The organism is Spirochaetota bacterium (genome assembly GCA_034190085.1).
Classification (GTDB): Bacteria; Spirochaetota; UBA4802; order UBA4802; family JAFGDQ01; genus JAXHTS01.
Map to the genome: position 1 here is coordinate 124,567 of JAXHTS010000030.1, position 23,997 is coordinate 148,563.

At 37.2% G+C, this 23,997-nt stretch carries 16 protein-coding genes and 1 tRNA gene; 7 read left to right on the top strand and 10 right to left on the bottom strand.

All coding sequences use genetic code 11. From position 1 onward, the window contains the following. The first annotated feature begins 287 nt into the window (after positions 1–287). Entirely contained in the window at positions 288–491 is a 204-nt protein-coding gene (locus SVZ03_05935) for a DUF1573 domain-containing protein (GenBank protein MDY6933750.1), read from the top strand. A 459-nt stretch (positions 492–950) separates the two neighbouring features. Here SVZ03_05935 and SVZ03_05940 read toward each other — a convergent pair whose 3' ends face one another. Both SVZ03_05940 and SVZ03_05945 read right to left on the bottom strand, forming a co-directional pair. After that, on the bottom strand, positions 951–1,610 hold the full coding sequence (locus tag SVZ03_05940) for a hypothetical protein (protein MDY6933751.1): 660 nt from the start codon (positions 1,608–1,610) through the stop codon (positions 951–953). 272 nt (positions 1,611–1,882) lie between these two features. Next, positions 1,883–3,190: a hypothetical protein gene (locus tag SVZ03_05945; GenBank protein MDY6933752.1), complete on the bottom strand. Its 1,308-nt coding sequence runs from the start codon at positions 3,188–3,190 to the stop codon at positions 1,883–1,885. A gap of 492 nt (positions 3,191–3,682) precedes the next feature. Between SVZ03_05945 and SVZ03_05950 the strand changes: the two genes are divergently transcribed. Further along, positions 3,683–4,018: a PilZ domain-containing protein gene (locus tag SVZ03_05950; protein ID MDY6933753.1), complete on the top strand. Its 336-nt coding sequence runs from the start codon at positions 3,683–3,685 to the stop codon at positions 4,016–4,018. A gap of 76 nt (positions 4,019–4,094) precedes the next feature. Here SVZ03_05950 and recD read toward each other — a convergent pair whose 3' ends face one another. The 5 genes from recD to SVZ03_05975 form a co-directional block, all read right to left on the bottom strand. Further along, positions 4,095–5,945, bottom strand: a complete 1,851-nt coding sequence (recD, locus tag SVZ03_05955) for an exodeoxyribonuclease V subunit alpha (protein MDY6933754.1) — start codon at positions 5,943–5,945, stop codon at positions 4,095–4,097. A gap of 17 nt (positions 5,946–5,962) precedes the next feature. Beyond that, complete coding sequence (recB, locus tag SVZ03_05960) at positions 5,963–9,568, bottom strand: exodeoxyribonuclease V subunit beta (protein ID MDY6933755.1); 3,606 nt, start codon at positions 9,566–9,568, stop codon at positions 5,963–5,965. Further along, positions 9,565–12,828: an exodeoxyribonuclease V subunit gamma gene (recC, locus tag SVZ03_05965; GenBank protein MDY6933756.1), complete on the bottom strand. Its 3,264-nt coding sequence runs from the start codon at positions 12,826–12,828 to the stop codon at positions 9,565–9,567. Before recC ends, recB begins: the two co-directional genes overlap by 4 nt. Before the next feature lie 71 nt (positions 12,829–12,899). Beyond that, positions 12,900–13,961, bottom strand: a complete 1,062-nt coding sequence (locus SVZ03_05970) for a peptidylprolyl isomerase (protein MDY6933757.1) — start codon at positions 13,959–13,961, stop codon at positions 12,900–12,902. A 232-nt stretch (positions 13,962–14,193) separates the two neighbouring features. Then, complete coding sequence (locus SVZ03_05975; protein MDY6933758.1) at positions 14,194–14,565, bottom strand: GIY-YIG nuclease family protein; 372 nt, start codon at positions 14,563–14,565, stop codon at positions 14,194–14,196. A 438-nt stretch (positions 14,566–15,003) separates the two neighbouring features. Here SVZ03_05975 and nifJ point away from each other — a divergent pair, with 438 nt between their 5' ends. Further along, on the top strand, positions 15,004–18,516 hold the full coding sequence (gene nifJ / locus SVZ03_05980; GenBank protein MDY6933759.1) for a pyruvate:ferredoxin (flavodoxin) oxidoreductase: 3,513 nt from the start codon (positions 15,004–15,006) through the stop codon (positions 18,514–18,516). A gap of 111 nt (positions 18,517–18,627) precedes the next feature. On the opposite strand, the gene SVZ03_05985 is transcribed toward nifJ, so the two are convergent. Together SVZ03_05985 and SVZ03_05990 are read right to left on the bottom strand one after the other, a co-directional pair. Further along, a tRNA-Val gene (locus SVZ03_05985) sits at positions 18,628–18,700 on the bottom strand. 165 nt (positions 18,701–18,865) lie between these two features. After that, on the bottom strand, positions 18,866–19,567 hold the full coding sequence (locus SVZ03_05990; protein MDY6933760.1) for a hypothetical protein: 702 nt from the start codon (positions 19,565–19,567) through the stop codon (positions 18,866–18,868). Positions 19,568–20,120: 553 nt separating this feature from the next. On the opposite strand from SVZ03_05990, the gene SVZ03_05995 reads away from it, so the two are divergent. Next, positions 20,121–20,723, top strand: a complete 603-nt coding sequence (locus SVZ03_05995) for a DUF6657 family protein (protein MDY6933761.1) — start codon at positions 20,121–20,123, stop codon at positions 20,721–20,723. 72 nt (positions 20,724–20,795) lie between these two features. On the opposite strand, the gene SVZ03_06000 is transcribed toward SVZ03_05995, so the two are convergent. Continuing rightward, positions 20,796–22,370, bottom strand: coding sequence for an acyl-CoA carboxylase subunit beta (locus SVZ03_06000; protein MDY6933762.1), 1,575 nt, complete (start codon positions 22,368–22,370; stop codon positions 20,796–20,798). A gap of 336 nt (positions 22,371–22,706) precedes the next feature. On the opposite strand from SVZ03_06000, the gene SVZ03_06005 reads away from it, so the two are divergent. From SVZ03_06005 to SVZ03_06015, 3 genes are all read left to right on the top strand, one after another. Beyond that, positions 22,707–23,006 carry a hypothetical protein gene (locus tag SVZ03_06005; protein ID MDY6933763.1) on the top strand — a complete coding sequence of 100 codons (300 nt, stop codon included), beginning with the start codon at positions 22,707–22,709 and terminating at the stop codon, positions 23,004–23,006. 294 nt (positions 23,007–23,300) lie between these two features. Continuing rightward, complete coding sequence (locus SVZ03_06010) at positions 23,301–23,603, top strand: transposase (protein ID MDY6933764.1); 303 nt, start codon at positions 23,301–23,303, stop codon at positions 23,601–23,603. Continuing rightward, the coding region (locus SVZ03_06015) for an IS3 family transposase (protein MDY6933765.1) at positions 23,600–23,997 on the top strand (398 nt) is incomplete at its 3' end. The genes SVZ03_06010 and SVZ03_06015, both read left to right, overlap by 4 nt.

Consider the following 23,997-nt stretch of genomic DNA (forward strand, 5'->3'; position numbering starts at 1 on the left):
ATCTTCATTGTATGAAGGTTCGTGAATTTCAACCCTATTTGTTGAAGCACCTCCTTTACAACTTTCTAATCTCTAAAATATAATTAACTAATCTAAAAAATACTTGCATATTCCATTCTGATATTGTTTATTATTAAGACATTCTGAGTAAATTAACATCAATGCAAATGTTGAAATATCAACACAATAAACGCACTATTTTATAGGAAAAATTAGACAATTTACAGTGGTTTTTTTAACTCGGGTTGTATTAAATAATTTATTTACGAGGATGTGTAAATTTAGTCATGAGTAAAAGATTTATTATATTTTCAGTTTATATTATTTTTAGCATGTTAAACCTCTCATGTTTTGGAGAACCTAAAATTGAATTCTATGAGACACATCACGACTTTGGTGAAGCAGGACAGAATATGACCTTAAAGCATACCTTCTTCTTCAAAAATGCTGGAGGAGGGACATTATTGATAAAAAAGATAAAAGCAGGTTGAGGTTGTACCGGAGTTCTTCTCTCAAAGAAGGATATCCCCGCTGGATGCGAGGGAGAAATTGAGGTAATCCTAAAAACAGGCAAGAGAAAGGGCAAAATTAAAAAATCTATTTATGTACATTCAAATGATCCGAAATCGAAGAGAATGAAATTAACTATATCTGCAACCATTTCTGAAAAGATGACATTGTCTTTTGAACAGTTTAATAATCCATTTTTTCAACTTGATGATGACAAATAATATCTTCTGGGAAGTGTTTTCTTACTTAATTGATAAAGGTGAGTTATACTAATCGTTGCGCTAATTAAAAGAGCTATTTATTCTTTCGACCTGTTTAGGTTAATGAGTTTCTTAAGAGGTTTGCAAGTAGATTTAAAGTGAAATTATCGGGGCTGCCTGAAAAGAGCGCTTTTCCAAGACAGCCCCCTTTTTTTCTAACTTATAATCTTATATTATTAACTAAAAATTATAACACACCGAGCCATAGATTGTAAATGGCAGCCAATCTCCCAGACTGAGATCAATAACATCAATTCTTCCGCCAATGTCAATTAGAATATCACCCTCTAATGGTATTACATAACCACCCTTCACTACAAAAGTTGTGAAACTTTCATCAGCTGAATAAGACACACTATAAGGTACGAAGGTATAGTCGTAATAAGGATATGTAGGAATAGTAGTCATAACAGGCATGTAAGATTCCATTTCCCAATCCCATTTCAATTTTGTTATTGCCAGACCTGCTCCAATATATATTGCATCAAAAGCGCTACCCTCCTTAAAATCTTTTGACAACCAATAACGGGCGCCTACACCAATCTGATATACCTGGAAATTACTCCATAAATCCGTTGCCTCGGATATTAGTAGATCATAGTAAAAATCTCCCTCTATTGTTATTGCCGGATTTACTTCATACTGAAAAGAGAGTAACAATGGAATTGAATAATCTATCCAATCGCCAGCATCCCCTAATGGATAAGAAAATCCAAGGCCACCGCTGGCCAACATCTTCTTGTCAGATGACTCATTTAGATCAAAATCCTCAGCAATAGAGATACCTGTTACTGCAAAAACTAAGAATAATACAACAATAGATAAACATAACTTTTTCATAAAAAGCCTCCAACTTATTCATATCAATACTAGTAATTTATATTACTTTTTGTTAAAGAAGATAATTCTGTCAATAAATTTTTACTTTTATGTATATGGTTTTAGAAAATTCGAGAAAGCTGGATGGAAAGGGTAAATTATGGTAGTTTTCGAAATTATGTAGAAAATTAATTAGACATTAAGGCTTTAACCAACCGCTATAACAATAAAGAAAGCAGATGTTCTCTACTCATGATCAATGAGCTGAATTATTATTTATTGTAAATAAGAACCTACTTTTTCATTTCGACTGTAATCCTTAAGGGATGATCGTGAATATTGACTATTTTTTTCTCATCCCCAGGATTATAGGTTTTTGTAAAAAAATGTACTAACCTAAATTCTATTGGAAATTCTTTAACCTTATCCCAACCACTTCTGAAATCAAAACCTATTCCAGGAAGCTCTCCAGTCACCTCTTCCATAGAATCCTTTACATTCTTGTCATCTTTAAAATATAAAAATGCTTTTACTGGAGAGTTGGATGGGTAAATACATCTTGACCAAAAGGCCAATTCCTCATTTGAAAGCACAAACCACTGAAAGGGGGATAAATCGAGTTTTTTATCTGAATCGTCCATCACTCCATCGATTATGTGTCCTTTTGGATTGGTAGAAGAGTAAAAGGTACAACCCATGCAATCAGCAAAATCATCATATATGTGGACATGAAATTTGCTTGGAAGAATAGGAAGATCAACAACAAAAGGAAAGCTGGCATAGGAATAATAATATAGTGTATTCTGTTTAGTCTTACTAGCAGATATTCCAAAAACAAGCGGTGTCTTATTCTCACTATGCACGATAACTCGGACAGGGCCATCAATATAGCCAATCTCCTTTACCTTTATATCTTCTTCTGATCTGTGGAGGGTGAAAAACTTTTTTAATACTATACGAACCTTAACCCGATCAATAAGATCTGATCCACCTCCGCCAATCTTCTCCCAAAATGCATATTTGCTAGCTGCAACAGGATTCTCTTTATTAAACCTAGTGATATAATTCCAAGCCACAATCTTCATTTTTGCAGGATCATAATTCACGTAATCAATATCAGAAGGCCTTGGAGGATTATCAAAATTCATTAGATATACCCAACCCTTCTTTTCATTAGTAGGATCTATAATGGTTATCTCAACGATTCCTGTGGCAGTCTTTGGCAAATCCATTTCACGCATAATCTTATCACCCGTATCTCGCGCCATGAATACAAGCTGATCATTGGCATCGAAATGGGAGTTGTCCTTGTCAACAGACTTCCCTTTTCCCTGGGTTAATATAAATTGATCTTTTTCGTCTAATTCATCGATTTGAAAAGGAATTGAAACAAAACTACCATTTTGTAGCGAATATAATCCATATCTGGAAATTGGTTTTCCAAGTATCTCCGAGCATTGATCTCCCGTTAATACAACGCAATCCATTTCACGCTCCAGCGTTTTATTGCTATTATTAGAAGCTATAATAAAATTGTTATGACAAAAAAAGACCAAAAATACACTAAGAATTAATGAACACATAACGATATCAATTCTCATGTTTATCCTCCATATATAACGGATATTAAGTTTTATGATTTATTCTAAATTAGATAAAGTCAAGAAAATTCTCCTCTGCTTACTTGAAATATCACCATATATTTGCGATAAAGAGAAGCCATCAATTAAGTCCTTTCTTCAGGATGGAAATAATTGAATTTCTATTGTTAAACAATAGAAATTATCATAAATAATATGTGTTATCTGATTTCCAATGCATTGAATATATAAATTTATATATATAAACTAAATAAATCAATTAAACATGCCGAAGATATAGTATAAATGATTGATATCACTCATTTGTTTATATTTTATCGCTCTTCAATTATCATAGAAAATTAGAGGTATATATACTAATGTAATATAGTTGATATTCATATTAATTAGCTAGGTAATGTTGATAATAGTTTGACAATTGGTGAAAAATATATTATATATTTAATATAATGCTTATTTAAGTGAATTCAATTAAGGAAAAAATGTTAAATTATGGAAGACAGAAGAATTGAGCCGAGAATTGATACTGCCTTTATTGTTAAGTGCAAGGTTTTACCGAAGAGGGATAAGACATTTTTTACTGTAATTAATAATTTAAGCACCGGTGGCATTAAAATTTTTTGTGATAAATCCCTGCCTTTGGGAAAAAATGTAGATGTCAATATAAATCTGCTTCAGGAAACAGCGGAAGCCAAAGCTCAGGTTGTATGGTGCAGCAAGAAGAAGAATTATTCAGGAAGATATTTAGTGGGATTGAAATTCTTAGAGGTCAATGAAACCAATATGCATAAATTGGGAAACTTTATAAATGTAATTCAATCCTATTAGGATTTAAAACATAAGAAAAATGATTTATTTTGCCATGTTTATTCACTCCTTTCCCAACATCAGCCTCAAAAACTTATCAACTCCAAAGTAACTTACGAAGACCTGATTTCCTCAAAGTTGGTCTGTTGATCATATATCGTAGAATCTGCTCGTTACCTATAATATCTACCCTTTTTTTAGCCCTCGTTATTGCTGTATAGATGAGTTCTCGGCTTAACGCCAGATTCGGTCTATCAGGCAGAAGCACAAGCGCATGTTCAAACTCTGATCCCTGACACTTATGCACTGTCATTGCATATACGGTTTCGTGCTCAGGCAGCTTAAGTGGAAGGATTGTCCTAAATCCACCCTCTGGTTTTGGACAAAAGAAACGCGGCTTATTATCACCCCCTGTTTCTGGAAGTATTATCCCTGAATCACCATTAAAAAGCTTAAGGCTATAATCATTCCTATTGATCATGACCGGACGGCCCCTATACCATCTGTTCTCTAGAGCGATTAGACCCTCATCCTTGAGCACTCCTTCAACTAACTCATTGATTTTATTCACGCCATAGGCTCCTTGTCGAATCATGCACAGAATAGCAAACCTTGAAAAAAGTTGGTACGCCTTTTCAGGTGTCTCGGTTGTAAGATATGGCTTATAACCGCTTATAATATATTCAGAAATAGCCATTCTAATAGAATTATCCGGCATTATATTTATTAGACTAACATCATTAAAACTTTCATCATGTAGAATGCCTATTGCATCATCAGCATCCCCATCTCTCACAGCTAAGCTTAGGGCCTCAATACCACTGTTTTGTCCAAAACGATAGCTCTGACGAAGAATTATGAGTGAATCTGCTATTGGAGGTTCATCAGCAAATCTATTTAATAGTGGATTCTCACTGCCAATAAGCTGACTAACCATATTTATGAAATCCCTTGAATAACCATGCTCATTCCCAGTATCACAGATATCGCCAAGAACAGCCCCTGCCTCTATGGATGCGAGTTGATCCTTATCCCCAAGAAGGATTATGCGTGATTTTAAGGGAATTGCTTCAAAGAGCTTTGTCAGGAGAGCAATATCTGACATTGAAGACTCATCAATAACGATGATATCATAGCGAAGTTGATTCTCTGCATTATACCTGAAGCTGGGAGAACCAGGTATCGACTCCAATAATCTGTGTATGGTAAATGTCTCATCAAGGATAGCCACTCGAATAGAATCACTACAATTGAGTAAAGCCCTTGAATTCTTAATCGAATCCTTAAGTTTAGCTGCGGCCTTTCCCGTTGGAGCGGCCAAGGCTATAGCAGGTATATACCCTCTTGCCTGCGCCTGTTCAAGAAGGAGCACAAGTATTTTAACAACCGTTGAGGTCTTCCCAGTACCTGGTCCGCCTGAAATAATGCACATGCACCTCATCACCGCTGAAAGAGATGCGATGAGTTGCCAATTATCACCTTCTCCATCCTTTGGAAATAACCGAGATATCCCATCTTTTAAAAGTTTTATATCGATATCATCAGGAACACAATCTAAACGCCTTCGTATGTTTGTTGAAAGAACCCTCTCATAAGCCCAATATCTATAGAGATATAAGAGACCATCATTATCTAAAATCAGCGGTTTATAGTCTTCTGGTTCACCGACTACAGAACAAGACTGTAGCTCTGCAATCCACTCCTCTTCATCTGGCAGTTTGAATTTTGGATTACTCTCCTCACTCCCATCAAGGACATCAAAGAGTTCTCTCCCGGCTATTGATGGGATATCAACGCATATGTTGCCCTTCCCTGTCTGATTGCTTGCTATTAATGCTGCAAGTATTAGCCCAATGCTATCGTTACAAGATAGCATTGTCATTAAGCGTGCAAATTGTCTGTCAATCTCAGTAAAATTATATAGATTTAGTAGCTCTACACTTTCCATACAGATGAAATCCAATTCTATGATTTACTAATTAGGCTTTTATTTAATTCATCGATCAATTCAGAAGAAGGGAAGTCATGAAAAATGCCGTATGAAGGACCACGTTGGGGATCAACACCCCGAACAAAGATGTAGAATACACCACCAAAATGTCTATCGTATCTATACTCGGTCATCCTTGTCATAAGATAACGATGCAGAGCTACTACATATAGATGATATTGAAAAAAGTAGTAATGATCTTCCATTGCAGAAAGAATTTCATCCTGATTATAATCCCTAATACTGTCACCAAGATAGTTCGATTTCCAATCAACGATATAGTATTTATCATTAAACATAAAAACCATATCAATAAATCCTCTTAAAAAACCCCTAACCGTTCTAAATCCCAACCTCTTCATGCGTGATGCGAATGACTCTGTACGAGTATTGAGGCCGCTCCAACTGGAAAATATATTTGATAACATCTCTGGCGATATCCGCTCAATGGGAAAATAGAACTCTAGTTCATTCAATCTGTGACTATTGTCAACCTTTTGAAGGATAAAGTCCATACATTCAGGCTTAAGAGGAGTTGTGAGCACATTTTTTATCATATTCGACATTACGCCCTGCCATCTATTGTGAAAACCATGCTTAGCGAGCTTTTGGGATATCAGCCTCTCTGTGCACGCAGAATTTGTGAGTGTATAATCTAGGTTTTCAAATATTTCATGAATGCAAGCGCCAGCAACAACTCCCCTCGGAAAGCTAAAAATAGTTTCACCTTCATTCACCCTATGCTGAAACCTCACCTCGCTATCTACCCTGTCATAATCCGGATTTTCCATGCCATATCGACTGTTTGATACAAGGGACGAATAGCTCGTGATCATCCAGTCCTTTGAGATGTAGCCCTTAAATTCCCTACAACTGAGTTTCTCATGTAACAGATCATAGGGCTGATATTGATAGCTATCTTGTGCCGGAATACCTGTAAGCATGATAGTACCGTCCCCCATCTCATCTATCCCTTTAACATCATCAAACATATCCTCATTGATCAAGGGTTTAACATAATCCCCTAATTCGCTAACAAGATTATGAGGGCTAAGATCGTTAGGTTTATGAAAAATGTATGCCAAAGCAGAGGATTCAGATTGATTTATCTTTCCCCATACAAGATAGCATCGATTCTTAGCTCTGGTGAGAGCGACATAGAGAAGACGGATATTTTCCGCCAATTCCTCCTTCTCAGCGATCCTCCTGTTCATCTCATCCATCGCATTGAGATCAAGTGTCAATCGATTGTCTCGAGCAGGATTGTGAAAGGTAAAGGATTTATTATCATCAATTTTTGCTCTATCCCAAATAAATGGACAAAAGACAATCGGAAATTCTAATCCCTTGCTCTTATGTATAGTTATAATCTTAACAGCATCTTCGTCCGTTTCAAGGCGAATCTGATTCTCTTCGGATTCATCACCCTGAAAAAGCTTTAATCTAAACCATTTGAGAAGACCATCTATACTCAGTTTATTTTCAACCTCCCCTCGATGCAAAACCTCGGAACAATGCAGCAGATTTGTTATTCTGCGTTCACCATCTGGGTAGGAGAGTAATTTAATACGTACATTCTCCCCCTTAAGCAAGACACGAAACATCCTGACGAAACCATACCGAGTCCATAGGTCATTGTATTGACTGAACCGATTCATCAAGGCTTCCCACCCTGTCTCATCTTCAGTGAAGGCAAGGATCTCATTTCCAGAGAATCCAAAGATATCAGTGGTAAGGGCAACCTTAATTCTCCTCTCATTTCCATATTCCACTATTGCAGACAACACCCTCTCCATCTCCATAGCCTCGTGGGAAACGAATATGCTCTCAGCGCCATACAACACACTGGGGATATTAAGGGATCTCAGTTCATCTTGCACAATTTTAGCTTGATTGTTCTTGCGAACAAGAACAGCGATATCGCTAGGCATAATTGCCTTATTAGCAATAACTGCCTGCCCCTTTCTGCCAAGATGAAGCAATCTGGATATTTCAGCAGCCAGAGAACGTGAGACTAGCCTTATGGCTTTTCCTTTGGATATAAAGCCATACTTCTTGTCAGCGTACTTCCTGTCAATAAACCAGATATGTAGCTGGGATTCATGTTTTCCATTGATATAAAGGAATTCGCTACTTTCCTTTTCCGAGGATTTAACCTCTTGAAAAGCTATATCCTCAAAGATAAATGGAACAAAATCCTTTGATCTTGAAAAAATAGTATTAACAGCCCTTATAAGATTCGGTTCACTTCTCCAGTTTGTATTAAGGGTATATCTGTACCGAATACTTGAAGAAGCCTTTATGTATGCAAATATATCAGCCCCCCTGAATCTATATATCGCCTGCTTCGGATCACCTATAAGATAGAGGATTCGATCATCTGTCCCAAAAATTGTTGTAAATATATCGTACTGAATCGGATCGGTGTCCTGAAACTCATCAACGAGCGCTGCCTTGAATCTACTCCTTACCGCTCGTGCCAATTCTGAATTATACCCTTCCCTTATAGACTTATGCATATCCACAAGAAGATCGTCAAAGGTGCGTATGTTACGAAGAGACTTTCTTTTATTCAACTCATCCTTAACATACTCAAATAACTCTCTGCTCTTGCATAGGATATAACGATCAAAAGTACTTTCCAGGGATCTATAACTTGTTTCAAAGTGTTCACAAAGATCAAAAAATGGATGAATAGGGTTTTGGAAATCCTTTTTAGTCGCCCTCATGATGCTTGAGGTAGTAAACCTATTGAAAGCATCGAACCTCAACATCGGATCGCCAAGACTGATAAAATCATCCATTGCTTCAATCCATGCTGGAATTGAACTCCGCCTGTATGTTTTCCTATTTAATGCAATAGCATGCAATAGTATCCCCTCAACCTCAAGCTTCATTGATGACCAATTGACACATAGCCTTTCATAGTCCTTCAATAATTCCTCGCCAATTCCATTGATATCTGGTGCAGTTACATCGGGAATTATCTCAAAGGATGGATCGATAGAACGGTTTTTTAAAACCTGAAGAAAATAATCAGGGCTGTATTTCTTCAATATTAAATATTGCGCTAACAATGACGGTGTATTATAGAAATTGATCCTCCAATAATCGTCAACGATCTCGAGCAATAATTCTGATTGTCTTGATAAAAGCTCCGTATCGAACAGGGAACCGCTCTCAAAGGCATTCTCCATAAGCATCCGCTGACAAAAGCCATGAATAGTATAGATTGAGGCCTCATCAAAATTCATAAGGGCATAACGCAGCCGTCTTATCGCACTTTCATCATTCCTATATTTAGTAATGAGAATATTCAAAAACTCATCACTGAGAGCGATGTTATGATTGCTCGTTAGGGCAAGCAAGGCCTCCCTTAAACGTCCTCGTATCCGATAGCGCAACTCCTCAGTGGCGGCCTCCGTAAAAGTTACTGATAGAATATCCTCTATCATAAACTGTTTTTCAAGAATTAAGCGAAGGAAAAGACTGGCGATGATGTATGTCTTCCCCGTTCCAGCGCTCGCCTCAATAAGATTAGTCCCATTAAGCGGACAGTCTATTATATTAAAACTCTTCATTTCTCCAGCCTTATCTGATGAGTCAATAATGGCATGAATACTTCTTTTGATAGTTCTGCAAAATCACTTTCAAAGGGATCAACCCTCCCAAAGGAGAGATTATAATACGGATCTTCTCGATCTCCACGACTGAAATCGCTACCCTCCCACTTCTGTATTGCCCTATTCAATGCCTCCTTATGGGAATATTCTTTTAATATCCATAAGGCATATTCACATGAGGTTGTAGGAAAGAAATGCAGTATTTCATCCTTCCCTTTATCATAGATATGAAGGAGTTTCTCAAGCAGGTCAAATGCATTGTTAAGGGGTTCCATCTCCCAAGTGGAATCCTTACAGATTAGAATAGTCTTTTTTGAGCTTGATCCCAGATTTAAGGCATTAAGGATTAGATGAAGTACCCAGGCTTTCAATTTATCCATTGCATTTGCCTTTGTATAATGCAAGCAGAGTAAAGCGGTAGGCCAGATATTCTGGATTCTTCCTATAAGTTTATATCCATAAATATCAAGATTGACATCAAGAGGATCAAGCATCTCCCCATTCATATGGGATTTTACATTTTTCCCAAATCTCTGGATCTCAGGTATTAGATTTTTGAAGGTCGCATGACCTATCATTCCGTGAGGGAGCAGACCCTCTGAACGAATTATTCCGTATAACGAATCGATATCAGAAACTTTGAGAAAACGTGAACAGATCTTCTGTTCAATATAATATTTATCCAAACTATCGATATGAAATGGCTCACGATCAATAATTCTATTCGATCTCTCATCAAGATATATGCCTAGTCTTGATGTTAAAAGGTGCTTCGCTGGATTGGAAAAAAATTTTATGAGATTATTGAGATCAATCACTTTATCCTCTCCATCATATCCGGAAAGCCTTCCAATAATAAAATGTGTTGATTGTTTTCTTTCATTTAACATGACCTTGCAGGCTCTAAGATTCTCTTCAGAATAACTGAAAAGATTCCCACTATTGTCGAAATAGCGTGAGCTGAAAGCCAGCAGGCGATGTTTGAAGAGGATATGATCTGTGATTATTCCATCTGGAATCTTAAAACCCTGTTCAATATAATCTATTAGCTCGCTCACGAGTACTGATGGAGGTATATCGCTATTATCCTGTATTCCCTGCCCAATATAGCTTATAAATAGAGTCTCTCTTGCAGAGATAATAGATTCTAAAAATAGATACCGATCATCTATCCTTTTGGAGCGGTCTCCTCGCTTAGGATTATTCGCAATTAAATCAAAGCTCACTGCTTTGGTGGTTCTGGGGAATGCGTCATTATTCATGCCAATAAGACAAACAACCTTAAAAGGAATACTCCTCATGGGAAGCATAGCACAGAATGTAACCCTGCCACTAAGAAATCCGGTCAAAGCACGATCCTGGTTTAATGCATGCTCCAACCATGTCCTCACAACTACAAGTTCCAACTTCTCGTGAATATTCGATTCCTCCTCAATTGCTATAAGCCTGCTAATAGCCTCCCGCAAAATCTGTATATCACCCGCGTCCTCCCCATCCAGGAAGAGATTATCAAGAATCGATAATAGGACCTCATCCCACTGAGAAAGAGTATAGAGATTGACAAGGGAACTAACATGATCTGAAAGCATTCTCGATAATTCTATAAACCTTCCAAGAATAAGTGATTCACTTCCCTCAATATTCTCATAGGGTAGAATGTCCATAAACATCGACTCGCCATTGCCAGACATGGCATAACCCAATAGAAGACGATCAATGCCAGCATTCCAGGTATTCTCCCGAAATTCTGGAAGTCCCTTTTCTCCCCGATCCCTCGCTTCAACTCCCCAGCATATATGCGTTTCACTCACCCACCGTCGTATCAATTCAATATCACTTGACTGCAGATTAAATCTTTGCAGCACTTCCTCACACTCAATAATATCAAGAACCCTGCTAGCCTCAAATCTGCCTCCTGCAAGATCAAGCACTGCAAAAAATGTATCAATTACTCTGCTCTCTCTTCTTATGCTCATATCCGCTATGGAGAAGGGTATACTCTGGGAATCATCAGTTGAAGCTTGAAAAACCGACTGAATAAATGGCGAATAGGCCTCGATATCCGGTGTCATCACTATAATATCGCGAGGTTCTAATTCAGGACTGCTATTGAAGAGATCGAGTAAAAAATCCTTCAGCACTTCTATCTCGCGCATGGGGCTATGACATGAGTGAATGGTTACTGATTTATCATCCCTGATCCACTCTTCGGTTATATCCGTAATTATTGTGTCCCCTTCTAAGGGTGAAGCGCCTCTGTCAATCATATTAAGGATATCGGATTGAATAAGATGAAGAAGAGAGTCATCGCCTGGTTCCTCAAAACATGAATGATCAAGCGGATCATAATATTCCATAATTATCCACAGGAAATCTCTTCCAAGCTTACCCATTGATGCAAGCAGGCTGTTCCCCTTCTCGAGGTGTAGATTTTCCGCAGTGGGTGATTCCCCTGACCCTGCGCTAAGCGATTTTGCAATATCCCGCTCGGAACTAATATCAGCCCAATACTTCTGGGATGGATTCATAATGAAAAGGTTAACATCTACTGATGCTGACAATGCTGTAAGCACATCCATATGGAAACTGGGCAACGACGATATGCCGAATACCGAAATCCTCTCCGGCAACTCAACCCTCTTCAATATTGAAGGATCTAAAATCCTTTCAAGGAACCTCCCTCTTAATGCCGGTGGATGGCTATGAGACAACTCCTCAACAATAAGCCGCCAAAGCTCTGCCTGCCAACAATTATCCTCTCCCCTATCCCATTCGAGTATCATCTCAGGCCTGTATGTCAGATATTGGTCAAAGACATTAGCAATCTGAACCGATAGCTGATATCTCTTGAGAGAATAATCCCCGCCCCTAAGATAATTATCAAGGTCTTCACTCTCCCTCATTGAAACGCTTTGATGAAGGAGTCTCATTATCCTCCATGCTATTACGTCCATGTCAAAGAATCTATCGACCGGTGTATCAGGAAAGATGGCCTGAAAGATTTCATTGACCATCTCATTTGGGAAGGGGAACCTATAGTTGGACCATATGCCAAAACGCTGGGCCAGTTGCAGGGATATCCAGCGCTTCATGCCTCTACTCTGAACTATGATGATCTCAGGGATCAGGGGGGACTGAAGGGGTTCCTCAAGCGAACATGCAAGCCTATCAGCGAGAATCTCCAGCCGGTTGCTCATGTAGAGTTTTAATTCAGGCATTGGATAATCGTTGATCTTATTATGATTACATCTTTACTTGAATAAATAGATAGTCGAAAAAATTATGATTCCTAATTGCCCTTTTTAATTGAGAGAAGCTCCACTTCAAAGACTAGCGTTGCTCCAGGGGGTATGAAAGGCGGCATCCCCCTCCGACCATAAGCTAGATGATGCGGGATGATCAGTACCCTCTTTTCACCCTTACGCATATCTAAAAATGCTTCATCCCATCCTTGGATCACTCGCCTCACTCCTATGGGGGTCTCAAAGGGCTGATTCCTATCATAGGAGCTATCAAATTTTTTACCATAGATAAGATATCCGGAATAATGAGCCTTGATTATATCTCCAACAGATGGTTTTCTTCCCTTACCTCGCCTTTTTACATAATACCTAAGGCCTGATTCATTGCTAACAATCCTATCCTCTTTTACACCTAACTTTGATAACAATGACTTAAGCCACTTATCCTGTTTCTCCTTATAGTTTTTCAGCAATTCCTTATTTTGCGCAAAGGCCTTCTCCGCATCAAAAGCCTTAGCATCCTTTCCAATTTTTACAATCCTTATAGATTTAATGAAAACATCCTCAATAGGCTTATTCTGATTATCGGTCTTCACATTACCTATCTCTGTCAGCACATCCTCACCATAAACCATCTTCCCAAAAACTGAGTGCCTATTATTTAGGTTTGATGCTGGCTTAAGTGTAATGAAAAACTGGCTTCCATTGGTATTTGGTCCTGAATTCGCCATGGAGAGAATGCCACGAGAATTGTGGTTCAGCCCGGGATCGAACTCATCAACAAAGCTGTATCCCGGATTCCCCATACCGTTTTCTAAAGGACATCCAGCCTGAATAACAAATCCCTTGACTACACGGTGAAAGATGAGTTCGTTATAAAAGGGTCTCTTTTCCTTCTTCCCTGACTTCATGTTTGTGAACTCAATGGTTCCCTCAGCGAGCCCAACAAAGTTGCCCACTGTAACAGGAACCCTTTCATAATATAGCCTGAATCCCATTTTGCCCATGCTGGTATGAATGACAGCATAAAGTCCATCTTCTTTAAATTCTCCACAAAATGCAATTAATGAACATGTTAACAATATCACTGAAATAATAATCCTTCGCATCTTAATTACTCCTTTCTCAATTATAATATTACACTAACAGTAAAGTTTAGAGGATTTGGATAGCCCTAGCAATGTTACTCCAATTTAGCGTCACATTACATTTATAACTTTACGCTCAGCTTATATTGAACTAGTAATGATACTAAAACCTTCCCCTAAAGGCAAGAATAACCTTCTTGTATAAGTCAACAATTTACCCCCCTACTCTTGCCGGAAATAGAATTACTATAGATTAATCACATGTATATAAATTAAGTAATTCACTCTCAACCAACTCTGGATTATATGGAAAAATCTCTATGTCAAGGGTTAATTTATCCAAAACATAATATTTAAGCCTTTCAGGATCATCTACAATTATATCCTTTACCTTTCTATCCAAGCTTTTAATAAAATGCTCAATCCTCAGTGCGATTCCTTTTGTATCATATAATTTCCAGCATTGTGCAATCCTTGTTGGTTTAAAACTCCTTGTGTACTTTGCCTTTGCTGAGCCATTTATGTGTTGTAAATATCGCCTAAACAGATTTTCTGTATAACCCGTATAATAACAACCATTCTCACATTCAAGTATATAAATCCAATAATAATTTGATCTCTTCATAATAATAATCCTATATCGATCTTTTACTAATCCTTACATTTTTACAATTAAGATTTAACTTAGAAATAGCGAAATTGTACTCCTGTAAATGATAGGTTTCATTTTCATAATATGCAATATGAGGATATATTTATAATGCCCAATATACAAAATAAACTATATGAGATGATATAATAGATGAGTCCTTTAATAATATCGGATTGGACACTGACAATCTTCAGAAATCGTTTTATCCACATGAATTCATGAACAGAATGTAATATCATCATGCTTGCCTAAATATATAAAAAATTGCTTACAATTTTACATTAATAATATATAATGATAAATGTATCCCGAAGGATTTATGATTTATTAAAAATAATTGACATTTTATCTTTTTACTTTTTTATAAGTTTCTAATCAATTCTACTACTATCAATATATGGAGAAAAGGTTATGACCAAAACAATGAAAACAATCGAGGGAAATGAAGCTGCAGCTCATATTGCCTATGCGATGAGTGAGGTTGCTGCGATATATCCCATTACCCCTTCAAGTTCTATGGGAGAATATTGTGATGAATGGGCTGCCAATTATAGGAAAAATATCTTTGGCCAGGTATTAAAGATATATGAAATGCAATCAGAGGCTGGTGCTGCGGCTGCTGTTCATGGAGCCCTTTGTGCTGGGGCGTTATCCACTACATTTACAGCTTCCCAGGGGCTACTCTTGATGATTCCAGATATGTATAAGATAGCAGGGGAGATTATGCCAGCAGTATTCCATGTCTCAGCTCGCGCAATTGCCACTCACGCCCTTTCCATCTTCGGTGACCACTCGGATATAAATATTGTAAAACAGACTGGATTTTCATCAATAGCATCAAGCTCTGTGCAGGAGGTTATGGACCTTGGACTTGTAGCTCATCTTGCCAGCATCAGGGCAAGCCTTCCCTTTATCCATTTTTTTGACGGATTCAGGACATCCATGGAGATTCAAAAGGTAGAGATTATAGACTATGATGACATGGCCAGTCTTGTGGACTGGAATGCCATTGATCATTTTAAAAGCCGTGCTATGAATCCTGAACATCCTCAACTTCGGGGTACAAATCAGAATCCTGATATCTTTTTTCAAAACAGGGAGGCAATAAATCCCTATTATGATAAAATTATTACTATAGTTGATGAAGAGATGAAAAAGGTAAGCAATCTAGTTGGCAGGTCCTACAATCTATTTGACTATGTTGGTGATCCTGAAGCTGATAGGGTAATTATATCAATGGCTTCGAGTTGTGATGTTATTGATGAAACAGTAAAATATTTAAACGAACTCGGTGAGAGGGTTGGAGTTGTTAAAGTACGACTCTATCTTCCATTTTCTAGAGAACACTTTTTACGAGCCCTCCCTTCAACTGCCAATAGAATAGCTGTGTTGGATAGGGTTAAGACTCCGGGTTGTTTGGGAGAGCCATTATATCAAGATATATGTACTGTCTTTCATGAAAGGGGTGAAAAGCCTGTTATTGTGGGCGGCAGATATGGATTAGGAAGTAAGGATTTTACACCCAATATGGTAAAGGCGGTATTTGATAATCTCAAATCCAAGGAACCCAAAAACCATTTTACAGTCGGAATCGATGATGATGTAACTCATACATCTCTTGAAGTTGGACCAAATATTGATACCTCTTCAAAAGGGACTGTTAGATGCAAATTTTGGGGATTAGGAGCTGATGGAACAGTAGGAGCCAATAAAAATGCCATAAAGATCATTGGTGAGAATACTGATATGTATGCCCAGGCATACTTTGCATATGATGCTAAGAAATCCGGTGGAGTTACAATGTCTCATCTAAGGTTCTCACCACATAGAATCCTATCTCCATATCTTTTGACCAATGCTGATTTTATTGCCTGCCATAATCCTGCTTATGTCAATGAGTATGATCTACTCGATGGAATTAGAGATGGTGGAAGCTTTCTACTCAATTCTCCTTGGAGCATTGAAGAGATGGAGACCAATCTTCCTAATCGTTTAAAAAGAACCATTGCTCAGAAGAAATTAAAATTTTATAATATTGATGCTGTAAAAATTGCTGATGAGTTGGGTTTAGGAGCGAGAATAAATATGATAATGCAGGCTGTATTTTTTAAAATTGCAGAAGTCATTCCTCAAGAAGATGCAATTAGATATTTGAAAGATGCTATAAATAAGACTTATGGCAAAAAAGGCGAAGATATTGTAAATATGAATTATAACGCTGTTGATAAAGCAATTGATTCTGTAATAGAGGTAAAGATACCGGAGAGTTGGGCAACTGCAGGTCAGGATGCATATATAGAAAAAAATGAGCCAAAATTTATAACCAATGTACTTAGACCAATAAATGCTCAACAAGGGGACTCTTTACCAGTAAGCGCCTTCCCACCAGATGGTATATATCCAACAGGAACCACAAAATACGAAAAAAGAGGTGTGGCGGTCAACGTGCCTGAATGGATTCCGGATAACTGTATTCAGTGCAATCAATGTTCTTTTGTCTGTCCTCATGCCGCAATACGACCGATATTGGGTACAGATGCTGAAATAAAAGACGCTCCCAATGATTTCATAATGCTTGAGGCTAAGGGAAAGGAATTAGAAGGATTCAAATATCGAATACAGGTCTCACCCTTGGATTGTGTAGGTTGCGGCAACTGTGCTGATATCTGTCCTTCAAAGGAGAAGGCGCTTGTCATGAGGCCATTAACCACTCAAGAAGGACAAGTAACGAATCATAAGTTTTCTACAACACTACCAATAAGAGATAATTTAATGTCAAAGACAACAGTTAAGGGAAGTCAGTTTTGTAAACCTCTTTTTGAATTTTCAGGAGCATGTCCAGGATGCGGTGAAACTCCGTATATTAAGGTTATCACTCAGCTCTTTGGAGACAGGATGATTATCGCAAACGCTACTGGCTGTTCTTCTATTTATGGCGGTTCCCCATCAAGTTGTCCCTATACAGTAAATGAAGAGGGTCATGGACCAGCCTGGACGAATCCACTTTTTGAGGATCCGGCAGAATGCGCTTTTGGATTACATTTAGGTGTTGATCAGAGACGGGAGCAACTAGGTGATCTTGTCCAGGAGATTCTACGTCATGATATTGTCGCTGAATTGAAGGGTCTATTACAAAATTGGTTGGATAATATAAATGATGCTGATAAAACAAAGGAACTTAGGCCAAGAATAATGGAGTTACTAAACAATGAGCTTCCAAAATTCAAGGGGGATGTTGCTAGGCTAATCTCTGATATCATTAATCGCAATGATTACTTTGTTAAAAAATCGATCTGGGCTTTTGGTGGCGATGGCTGGGCATATGATATTGGTTATGGGGGTGTGGATCATGTTCTAGCCTCAGGTCATGATGTCAATTTGCTTGTCCTGGATACTGAGGTCTATTCCAATACAGGTGGACAGGCTTCAAAATCAACCCCTATTGGTGCTGTAGCCAAGTTTGCAGCTAAGGGTAAACCTATTCGCAAGAAGGATTTGGGAAGAATGGCTATGACCTATGGTTACGTGTATGTTGCATCGGTTGCAATGGGCGCAAATAAAAATCAATTTTTGAAGGCGATTACAGAGGCAGAAAGCTATCCTGGCCCTTCGCTCATTATTGCCTACTCCCCATGCATAAATCATGGGATCGATATGGGTAAAAGCCAAGAGGAAGAGAAAAAGGCAGTTGAAGTTGGTTACTGGTATCTCTATCGCTATAATCCTCTTCTTAAAGAAGAAGGGAAAAATCCATTCATCCTTGATTCTAAGGATCCGTCAGGTGATTATAGGGAGTTTCTATTAGGTGAAGTGAGATATTCAAGTCTAATGAGATCATTCCCTGATGAGGCAGAAAAGCTATTAAAAAAGGCTGAAGCTGAAATGAGGGAAAGATATGAGACTTATAAAAAAATGGCAGAATAGATTATAATCCCTTTCATAAGCACTTCTCGGGGAATTTTATTCTTATGTCTAACTCTTGACAGGAGTGAAGGATTTTTCACTCCTGTCAAACATGTGTATCACCACAGGATTTGGGCGATCTGGATTCGATACAGCGACTTCCTGCATGTAAGGCAGGCGCTCTAACCGACTGAGCCAATCGCCCAATTATTATATTATGATGATGAAAATTAACGAAAGAATATACTTATCATAGATAATAAATAATTAATCATTCTCAGGATGTTGAGCGCCCCTCCCCCTTGCTTTCTTACCATTATTTTATCCTACATTGAGTATGTTATATAATGCCGATCATCCTTTGGGAATATTATTGATTAGCTAAATATGGTATATTTTTGTATTCATAAGGAATTGTGAATATGGAATCTAATACATTATAAGATATCTTCTTCAACCTAACCTTCAAATATCTAGTCGACTCTTTAGGCCGAACCATAGCAGTGATACTCTCTACTGGAAAGGCATCATATTGCTTCATTATTGAGATCATCTTTTTCATTCCATTTCCAAGTTCAGCCTTTTGCGAAAAGGAATAGTACAGATTCATGAGAGCTGGCAAATCTTTGGTGAGCCATAAAGAGATCATCGTAGCGATCTTAGGTAGATAAATAACAATCTCAAAGCAATCGTAATTATAAATTCTCTTCTTTTCACCGCTTTCTCTACATAATATCTCATTTACAACTAACAAATTAAATATCGAAGAGATACCCTGATCAAAGCTTTCCTTATAGTTATTGAATGATGTAGATGAATAACGTCTCTTTATATCATCAATAAGATATACTCTCTGTGTATTAAGATCATATAGTATACGTTGAGGATGAGTCGATTGAGTAAATAATAAATTATTATCAGTAAGGTAAGTTTTTTGTAGAATTGAAACATCCTTTCCACTCAAGGTGCTGCTAATCGATTCTTCGATATACATCCCCTTTGCAACAGCATACATATTAAAAACATGATAAATAATTATTATAGTACTGATAATCTTAAATTTGCATAACATATTAAATCCAAATATATTTTTTGATAAGTATTCTTGATGCATGTATCAATCATTTTGCTTTCATTATCAATTATCGGTTTGTTATAAGTAATACCTTGAATTGAATGAAAAACAATTCGGTCGAATATTTTTTTATTCGAAGGAAAATTTTGCATGATCGATATAGAGCAAGCTTCATTTTCACTAGATGATAATCGAAATATCTGAATTTCTTATAGTATTGTCATTTTTTTCTTGCCTTCCTCTTCGTACATTATAATCTTATAGTAATTAACTTTATTTTATAATATAGACCAACTTGCCCACTATATATATGAAGACTATAATATCAATATTGATTGCATGTACATAAATGGAGATATGGTTAATCAGTCAATGATCAAAATTAAATGCAATTACTACTCTTTGCTACTGCTTACATGAAGCAGTACTGAATTATTCAATGCCATTGTTGATTATGCTTTGCTTAATATCATAATATACTGCGAAGTAAAGCAGCAAGTAACATCAAATAATAATAACTAAATATTCACAATTTAACTGGAGATAAGTGATGAGTAATAGTGACAGAATAAAAACATCATTAGAAATCGCTCTTGAGAGAAGCGCTAATATTGAGGTTGATAAGGTTGCGTTAAAAAGGAGAGAACTTGAACATGAAGGAAGAAGGATTGCTGGAATGATGATAAGTAATAATGCTGTAACTTTAGAGAGTCAATTGAAAGGAAGGGAGAAAAATGATATAGAAATAATTGTCAACTCAATTGAGGAAGTGCTACTGAGTAATATTCAGCTTCCTAAGAATGAGGTATCGTTGGAATTAATAAAGAATGAATATGAGATACTTATAAGAATAAAGGAAAATAAAAAATTAATAAAGAAAAAAATATCAGATATTGAACATTTATTTCAACAATATGTTGAACAGTTAACACTTTTGGAAAAACAAATTGCAGAGGAGCTAACACCTTCATTAAAAAAATTGGAGGAGCAAATTGGAGCACAATTGGGTTCGAAAGTAAAGATTAGTCCTGAAAGCAATCCTGAATATTTGAAGAAGAGAAAAGCGATAATCGAAAATTTTAACGCTCAATACAATGAACAGCTTTTATATCTAAAGAATCAGATTAAGAACCTAGAAAATGTGAGTAATTAATATTTATTATTTGAGCCCCACCTCAGCCTTTGCTGGGATGAGGCTCATTAAAAATAAATCAATGAGATTCGATTACAACGGTATATTACCATGCTTCTTCGGTTTGCCGATATTCTTCTTTTTCTCTCTTAATAACGATAGACTATTTATTAGAACACGTCTCGTCTCTCTCGGTTCGATTATATCTTCTGTAAAAATATTATCTGATGCCATATTAAATGGATTCCCAGCTAGTTCCTGATATTCTTTAAGCTTTTCTTCCCTCACCTTATCAGGATCGTCCGCTGCCATTATTTCTGCTGCATAAAAAAGGTTAACAGCCTGTCTAGGTCCCATTACACCCGCTTCCACTATTGGCCATTGAAAGATCATATCGGTATTAAGACCAGGAAGACAACCCATACCGAGGTTTCCTCCACCATAGGCCTTCCTTATTGTAACAGCTACTCGAGGTACAGTGGATTCACAGAGGGCATACAATACCTTTGCTCCATGGCGAATAATACCAGCATGTTCCTGTACACTCCCAGGAAGATAGGCTGATGTATCAATTAAAAAGACTAAAGGTATATTGAAGCAATCACAGAATCTAATGAACCTCGCCTGTTTATCTGAACTATCAACAGTAAGACTACCTGCCATAGTCATTGAGTTGTTAGCGACAAATCCCACACTATATCCATCCAAACGACCAAAACCTACAGTCATTTCCTTTGCAAATTCAGGTTTAATTTCAAAGTATTTGCCATTGTCCGCAATTTTACGAATTACCTTTCGCATATCAAAGGCTCTTGTGCTATCTGAAGGAACAATATCCGCTAATTCATCATCAAATCTTGTTGGATCATCCCCTGTTTCAACACGTGGTGGTTTCTCTTCACAATTTGAAGGGAGATAGCTGAGTAATTCCTTTATGCCATTAAAACAATCCTCTTCAGTAGGGAATCTCAGATCAGCTACACCGCTCTTTTGGGTATGAATCTTAGAACCGCCTAAATCATCTCCAGTAACATCCTCATGCATAACAGACTTGACCATTCGTGGACCAGTAATGTACATGTTACTCTTATCTGTCATAAATATAAAATCATTTAGTGCTGGTGAATACACAGATATACCTGCACAATTACCTAAGATGGCAGATATCTGAGGTACATATCCTGATGCATGTGTATTGGGGAAAAATATGGATCCGCCATTTTTGTCGGATATAGCGCCCATCTCGCCTTCTCCCCCTCCAAAGGCGCTCTGCGCTCCACTGTCCAGTTTTGGCATTCTTGCGCCAGGTGAATCATGTAAACCGATAAAGGGCACCTTCATATCCATAGCTCTTTCAACTGTAGTATACATCTTAAATCCATGCTTCATGCCTATAGATCCACCCTGAACCGTGGGGTCCTGACAGTAGAAACATACTCTTCTACCGTTTATGGTGCCATGACCTGCAATTAATCCATCTGCAGGAGAATTATAACGATAACCAACTAAAGTACCAAATTCTACTACACTTCCAGGATCCATCAACATATCTACTCTCTCCCTGGCAGATAGTTTTCCCTTTGCATGTACTTTATCAATCTTGTCCTGACCTCCGCCTAATTTAAGTTTCTCCCTTATCTCCCTTAATTGATTAATTCTTTTTTCCATCATTTCATCCATATCTTTCTCCCCCCTTTCATAATTTTAATAAATGTAATCTAATAAACTATTTTCATTTTATAATACTAATAGTTGGCAACTATAAAATCTATATATATTATGTCAATATTTTAATTGGGCTGTAATTAGTTATTATTTATTTTTTGAATTCAAGAAGACCCTACCAAAAATTGGACTGGCAATAATTTACACAGTATTCTGAATATATGCTCTCTAGCACCGGATCAATTGAAAAAGGTAAATCCAGCATGGGATAAAAAAAATAGCGTGACTGCGTAAGGAATTATAATTGATTTATTATCAAATAAAGATAAATTTATAATTATGAACAGGGCTGAGTACATACAGGAATTAGAAGACAGCATGCTTGAGGCGATTGAGAAGCAAGACCCAAAGGCTGTTAAGCGTTTTGTGCGTTCTCTTACTGCGCATTCGCTTCGTGATAGAGATGACATTCTTCACAGCATTGAGCTTCTTGCGCAGCAGATGTCTTCCATGCAAAAAAACATGGATACTCGGTTTGAGTCAGTGGATAGAAGAATTGGCATGCTTATGTGGTTTATTGGCATTGGCTTTACAGTTATTACAGTCTTTATGGGACTGATTCAGTTTATAAATAAATGATCATAATTGCCATTTGCAATGACTTTAGAGATTGATTGACTGCTTATTGAGTTTATTTCAGTAGGCTGACATCTAACACCTATCTGCAAATTAATATAAAATGAGGGATAATAGGGATTAGGTAAATGAATATGAACAATAGAAACTAATTATACTAAAACGAAATAAGTTTACGAAATAATTCTTAATGAGCTAATACGATTTATACGATTTAGAAAGTATATTGGCCTTGCCCCCAAAAAGATGACACGAAGTTAAGCGAAAGAAACGATAATAAGCTTAACGGAGGAGTCAATGAAATCAAGAAGCAAATTTGACAAACAATTTAAGATTGATTCAATAGAGTTACTGGAGAGAAGCGGTAAAACAACTAGTGAGATATCTGAAGATTTAGGGATAAGGCCTGATCTTTTATCAAGATGGAGAAGAGAATTAAGGGATAATAATGGGAAAGCATTTTCTGGGAAAGGTATTCCTCGGGATGAGGAATTATATAAGCTGAAGAAGGAATTAGCAGATGTAAAACTGGAGTGTGATATATTAAAAAAAGCAGTGGCCATTTTCTCAAAAACCGAGAAGCGAGGTACAAATTCATGAGAGAACATAGCGGCAAGTTTCCGGTGAAGAAAATGGCCGAAGTTTTGGGAGTATCACTTAGCCGCTATTATTCTTATCTTAAGAATCCGATGAATAGATATAGGATGGATGATGAAGATCTTAAGGTTATTATTCAGGAGATATATGAGGTAAATCGCAGGCTATACGGTAGCCCCAGGATATTCAGGGAGTTAAGAAAGCATAATACCAGATGTTCGAGAAAGCGGGTAGCGCGTATAATGCGAGAGAATGGTTTTAAAGGTCGTCAAAAACGTAGATTTAAAGTTACCACGAATTCGAATCATAATTATCCGGTTTCTCCGAATTTATTAAATCGCGAGTTCAAGGTCACTACGATAAATAGCTGCTGGGTAAGTGATATAAGCTATATTCG